Source organism: Devosia sp. (assembly GCF_040509215.1).
Classification (GTDB): Bacteria; Pseudomonadota; Alphaproteobacteria; order Rhizobiales; family Devosiaceae; genus Devosia.
The window spans coordinates 1-5843 of sequence record NZ_JBEVLL010000226.1; the positions used below are offsets into that span (position 1 = coordinate 1).

6 protein-coding genes are annotated in these 5843 nt (G+C 63.6%); 4 read left to right on the plus strand and 2 right to left on the minus strand.

All coding sequences use genetic code 11. The features are described 5' to 3' along the window. Window positions 1-96: 96 nt before the first annotated feature. Window positions 97-531, minus strand: a complete 435-nt coding sequence (locus ABW043_RS12590) for a DUF2948 family protein (RefSeq protein ID WP_353921554.1) — start codon at window positions 529-531, stop codon at window positions 97-99. Window positions 532-867: 336 nt separating this feature from the next. Between ABW043_RS12590 and ABW043_RS12595 the strand changes: the two genes are divergently transcribed. The 4 genes from ABW043_RS12595 to ABW043_RS12610 are packed head-to-tail and all read left to right on the plus strand — an operon-like array spanning window position 868 to window position 4512. Beyond that, window positions 868-1512 (plus strand): TetR/AcrR family transcriptional regulator, encoded by a 645-nt coding sequence (locus ABW043_RS12595; RefSeq protein WP_353921555.1) that lies wholly within the window; start codon window positions 868-870, stop codon window positions 1510-1512. After that, window positions 1509-2444: an HlyD family secretion protein gene (locus tag ABW043_RS12600; protein ID WP_353921556.1), complete on the plus strand. Its 936-nt coding sequence runs from the start codon at window positions 1509-1511 to the stop codon at window positions 2442-2444. The genes ABW043_RS12595 and ABW043_RS12600 overlap by 4 nt, the downstream gene beginning before the upstream one ends. Next, window positions 2441-3379 carry an ABC transporter ATP-binding protein gene (locus ABW043_RS12605; RefSeq protein WP_353921557.1) on the plus strand — a complete coding sequence of 313 codons (939 nt, stop codon included), beginning with the start codon at window positions 2441-2443 and terminating at the stop codon, window positions 3377-3379. Before ABW043_RS12600 ends, ABW043_RS12605 begins: the two co-directional genes overlap by 4 nt. Next, window positions 3376-4512 (plus strand): ABC transporter permease, encoded by a 1137-nt coding sequence (locus ABW043_RS12610; RefSeq protein WP_353921558.1) that lies wholly within the window; start codon window positions 3376-3378, stop codon window positions 4510-4512. Before ABW043_RS12605 ends, ABW043_RS12610 begins: the two co-directional genes overlap by 4 nt. Window positions 4513-4699: 187 nt before the next feature. Here ABW043_RS12610 and murA read toward each other — a convergent pair. Continuing rightward, window positions 4700-5843 (minus strand): UDP-N-acetylglucosamine 1-carboxyvinyltransferase (gene murA / locus ABW043_RS12615; protein WP_353921559.1); only part of this gene is annotated, 1144 nt, incomplete at its 5' end.

A 5843-nucleotide genomic window follows, 5' to 3' on the forward strand; every position in this document is an offset into this window, starting at 1 on the left:
GTTAGGACGAGAGCCAGTCTCAAACTCGATGCAACACCTCCCCCTTGATGGGGGAGGATGGGTGGGGGTGGAGCCCCGCGCGCCGGAGCGCCAATATCAATCGAGTTTATGCGCCGGCTTTGCCGCCGCGGCCCAAGCAGCACCAAGGTCCGCCAATCGTGCCTCAAGCACCTCCACCGTCAGCCGCACTGTGCCGCCGCCGGCAAAGGTGATTTCCACTATGCCCGAGACGCCATCGGGGGCCGGCGTGAAGGTCAGCGCCAGCAGGTTGAGCACGCCTTCGGGGGAGGCCGGGTCAAAGCCGGCATAGGCGACGTTCTCGACGCGATCGAAATGCAGCCCGGAGCGCTTGCGGAGGCCCTTGCTGCGTGGCTTGTCTTCGGTCCAGTCGTAGCGGTTCATCAATAGGGCAAAGCGCCGGTCGCCGCGGGCATAGCCCATATCGACGGTGCGCACGACGGCATCCTGCACATGGGCGGAAAGCACGGCGAGATCTTCAGTATCAAGCGCCAGTAGCTTGAGATCGGTCATAGGGTCAGCTCGCGAAATTGGTTCTGCCACATTTGGTCATGCAGGGGCTGATCTACAAGCTTGAAGGGACGGGGGGAAGTGGGGGCGAGTTTGGCCCCTGCTACTTCCCCGCCAGCCGATCTCCCTTCTCCCCTTGCGGGAGAAGGTGCCCCGAAGGGGCGGATGAGGGGTCCGCAGTGTTGGCGCAAGCTCCTCTGCGGAGGAGAGAATACCCCTCACCCTGATTTTCTGCTGAACGCAGAAAATCTGTCCCTCTCCCGCAAGGGGCGAGGGAAGAGTCGGTGATTGGTGCAATTCACTTGATAACTGACCAGTCAGTCAGTTATAGTCGTCCGCATGAACACCACCGACAAGAAATTCCGCCGGCGGGCCGAGGCGCGGCCGGATGAAATGCTGGATGCGGCTTTAGCCGTGTTCTCCGAAAAGGGCTTTGCTGCGACCAAGGTGGACGAGGTGGCGCGGCGCGCGGGCGTCTCCAAGGGTACGGTCTATCTCTACTTTCCCTCCAAGGAAGCGCTGATGGAGGGGATCGTGCGGCGCGCGGTGGCCCCGATTGCCGAGCGTGCGGTGCCGGACATGGCTCAGTTCGAAGGGGATCCGCGCCTGCCCATCGCCATGCTGGTGCATACGCTGCAAAACCTGCTGGCCGATCCGCACAATCTTGCCGTGCCGCGGCTGATCCTGCGCGAGATCATGAATTTTCCCGCCATTGCCGAACTCTATCGGCGCGAGGTGCTGGGTAAGGTGATCCCGGCGCTGACGGCGCTGGTGGCGCGCGGCGTTGCGTCGGGACAATTGCGAAAAATCGATCCGGAAATGACCGTGCGCTCCATTGTCGGGCCGATCGTGGCCCATGTGGCGCTGAGCGAAGTTTTCGGCGTGCGGCCTGAAGAGGGGCTGGCGCTCGACCGGCTGGTGGAAAACCACCTCGATATCCTGTTTCACGGCATTTCGCCTGCGGGCGGAGAGGAGACGCCATGAGCGACTTTTTCGGCGGACTATTGGCGGCCGTTCTCGCCTTCTTCGCGCACGATGCCGGGCCCACTGGCTTCACCGGCTATATCGAGGCCGACTATGTCTATGTCGCGCCGGTGAGCGCGGGACGGATCACGGAAATCGCGGTGGCCGAAGGTGAGGCGGTGAGCGAAGGCGATCTCTTGCTGGTGCTCGACCAGAGCCAGCAACAGGCCCTGTTGTCGGCGGCCGAGGCGCGCGTGGCGGCGGCGCGGGCAACGCTTGAAAATCTCGAGACCGGTAGCCGCAGCGAAGAACTCGATGTCATCCGCGCTTCGCTGAGCAAAGCCGAAGCGGATCTGGGGCTGGCGCGGACCAATCTCACACGCAGCGAGCAGCTTGAGAAGGCGGGCACGGTTTCGGCGGCCAAGGTCGAGGTGGACAGCAATGCCGTGGCGTCGGCCGAGGCGCAGGTGAGCCAATTGAAGGCGCAACTGGCGGTGGCCGAACTGCCGGCGCGTTCGGGCCAGCAGGTGGCGGCGGAAGCAAATCTCGCCGCGGCAGAGGCCGATGCCGAGGGCGCGCGGATAAATCTGTCCGACCGGCAGGTGCATGCGCCGGCCGCGGGCGTCATTGAAAAACTCTATTATGCCGTGGGCGAAGTGGCGGCCGTGGGGACACCGATTGCCTCCATTCTGCCGGACAAGGCGCTCGAGGCGCGGTTCTTCGTGCCGGAGACGGCGCGGTCGAGCCTCTCGGTCGGGCAGGCGGTGACCGTCACCTGCGATGGCTGCGCCGATATGGCAGCGACCGTGGTGCATATCGCGAGCGAGGCGCAGACGACGCCACCGGTCATCTATTCGACCGAGGAGCGCAGCAGGCTCGTCTATCTCGTCGAAGCGCGGCTTGATGATGCCGCAAAGCTGCAGCCCGGCCAACCGGTCACCGTGCTGCCATGAGCGAGGAACGCGTCATCGACGTGCACGGGCTGACCAAGCGTTTTGGCGACAAGACGGTGGTCGATCATTTCGACATCGCCGTGCCCAAGGGCGCCATCTATGGGTTTCTGGGCCCCAATGGCTCGGGCAAGACGACAACCATCCGCATGCTCTGCGGCCTGCTTTTGCCCGACGAGGGCGAGGGGCAGTGTCTTGGTTTTGACGTGCGGCGCGAGGCGGGGAGGATCAAGGCTGAGGTGGGCTACATGACCCAGAAATTCAGCCTCTATGAAGACCTGACCATCCGCGAGAACCTCGATTTCGTGGCGCGAATGTATGGGGTGAAGAACCGGAAGAGCCGTGTCGATGGCGCATTGGCTGATCTGAGACTGGTCGACCGGGCAGGGCAATTGGCCGGCACGCTCTCGGGCGGCTGGAAGCAGCGGCTGGCGCTGGCGGCTTGTCTCATCCACGATCCCAAACTGCTGCTGCTCGATGAGCCCACGGCCGGCGTCGATCCCAAGGCGCGGCGCGATTTCTGGGACGAGATCCGGCGGCTGTCCAAGGTCGGCGTCACGGTTCTGGTGTCGACGCACTACATGGACGAGGCCATCCAGTGCGATTTCATCACCTATATCGCGTATGGCAAAAAGCTGATCGACGGGCGGGCGACCGAAATCCCGACCATGGTGGGGCTGACCACCTGGCGGGCTGAGGGGCAGGAACTGGTGGCGCTGGAAGAGCAGTTGAAGGACCAGCCGGGCGTCGACCAAGTGGCGCGTTTCGGCTCGGCCCTCCATGTCTCCGGCACCGATGCAGCGGCCTTGGCGGCCACGGTGGCAAAATTCCAAAGTGACAAAAGACAGCGATGGAGCGAGGTGCCGGCGGGGCTGGAAGAGGCCTTCATCTATCTCATGGCGGGAGCGCGGGATAATTTCTCGCGTGACGCGGCATGAACCTGCGCTTCTCATTGAGCCGCTTCGTCGCCGTACTCTGGAAAGAGTTCATCCAGATGCGGCGCGACCGCGTCACCTTCGGGATGATGATCGGCCTGCCCATCGTCCAGCTCATGCTGTTCGGCTTCGCCATCAATGCCGACCCCCGACACCTGCCGACGCTGGTCGAGGTCAACGATGACGGTCCGCTGACCCGCGCCCTTCTGGCGGGCATGGATACGTCGGGTTATTTCGATTTCATCGGCCAGGTGCGCGGGCCAGACGCCGGGGAGGAAGCGTTGCGCCGGGGCGAGGCGAATTTCGTTGTCGTCATCCCAGCCGATTTCGAGCGCGACGTCGTGCGCGGCCTCAGGCCAAATCTCCTCATCGCCGCCGATGCCTCCGACCCCTCGGCCGTCAGCGGCGCTGCGGCGGCCATGAGCGGCATCGTCAATGGCGCCATCGCCCAGACGCTCACCGGGCCTCTGTCGCCCGCCGCCGGGGCGCCGCTGCCCTTCGAGGTGATCGTCCATCGCCAATACAATCCCGAGGGCAAAACCTCGACCAATATCGTGCCGGGTCTGCTGGCCATCATCCTCTCCATGACCATGGTGATGATCACGGCCGTCGCCATCGTGAAGGAGCGCGAGCGCGGCACGATGGAAATGCTGATCTCCACCCCGGTGACGCCGCTGGAGGTGATGCTGGGCAAAATCCTGCCCTATGTCTTCGTCGGCTATGTGCAGACCGCGGTATTCCTCGTCGCCGCCTTCGCCGTGTTCCAGGTGCCATTCACCGGCACGTTCACGGCCTTCTTCTTCGGCTTCAATCTCTTCGTGCTGGGCAATCTCGCGTTGGGATTTCTGATTTCCACCGTGGCGAAAAACCAGATGCAGGCGATGCAGTTGAGCTTTTTCACCATCCTGCCCTCGATCCTGCTCTCGGGCTTCATGTTCCCCTTTGCCGGCATGCCCGGCTGGGCCCAGACCATCGGCACCGGTGTGCCGGCGACTCATTTCATCCGGCTCATTCGCAAGGTGATGCTCAAGGGCGCCGGGACATTTGACGTCACGTCGGAGCTGACCGCGCTCGGTGTGATCGTGCTGGTGATCACCGTTGTGGCCATGCTGCGCTACAGGCAGACGCTCGACTGAGCGAGACGGCGAAGCCTCCCTACCCCCACTGTCGTCATTGCCGGGCTTGTCCCGGCAATCCATCTCGCCTCCGCATGGACCACCGGGACAAGCCCGGTGGTGACGATCGGGTGGAGGTTCGCATTCCAAAACAAAGGGGCTCCCGGCGCGCACCGGAAGCCCCCAATATCGGCGTTGTCGTCAGGCCCTAGCCAGCCAGCCGTTCAATCTCCGCGCCACAGCGCGACAGCTTGTCTTCGAGACGCTCAAAGCCGCGGTCGAGGTGATAGATGCGGTTGACCACCGTCTCGCCCTTGGCGGCAAGGCCGGCAATGACCAGCGACACCGAAGCGCGAAGGTCCGTTGCCATCACCTGAGCGCCCTTGAGCTGCGACTTGCCCTGGATGGTCGCCACCTGCCCATCGACGGCGATATCGGCGCCAAAACGGGCAAGCTCGGCCACGTGCATGTAGCGGTTCTCAAAGATGGTTTCGCGCACATGGCTCGTGCCCTGGCTCATGGTCATCAGCGCCATGAACTGGGCCTGCAAGTCGGTCGGGAAGCCCGGGAACGGGTGGGTCTCGATATCGACCGGCTGGATGCCATTGCCATTGCGTTTGACGCGGATGCCATCGGCTTCCGTCGTCAGATCAACGCCCGTGCGGGCCAGGATGTCGATTGCCGACTGCAGGTGCTCGGCCCGGGCGCCGCGCAGCAGCACATCGCCCCCGGTCATTGCCGCAGCCATGGCAAAGGTGCCGGTTTCGATGCGGTCGGGAATGACTTCCACATTGGCGCCATGCAGCTTTTCGACGCCTTCAATGGTCAGCGTCTTGGTGCCGATGCCCGAAATCTTGGCGCCCATGGCGACAAGGCATTCGGCGACATTGGTGATTTCTGGCTCCTGCGCCGCATTCTCGATAACGGTCGTGCCCTTGGCGAGGGTCGCAGCCATCAGCAGCGTGTGGGTCGCGCCCACCGAAACTTTTGGGAACACGATACGATTGCCGACCAGACCGCCCTTGGGCGCGCGGGCAACCACATAGCCCTCGTCGATATCGATCTCGGCGCCGAGTTCTTTCAGGCCAAAGAGAAAGAGATCGACCGGCCGCGTGCCGATGGCGCAGCCACCGGGGAGAGACACGCGGGCCTCGTGGCAACGGGCGAGCAGCGGCCCGATGACCCAGAAGCTGGCGCGCATCTTGGAGACGAGGTCATAAGGCGCGGTGGTGTCGACGATATCGGCGGCATGAAAGGTCATGCGCTGGCCAACACCATCCGATTCGCCGCGACGGCGACCGTGCACGGCGATATCGACGCCGTGATTCTCGAGAATGCGTTCGAGCTGCTTC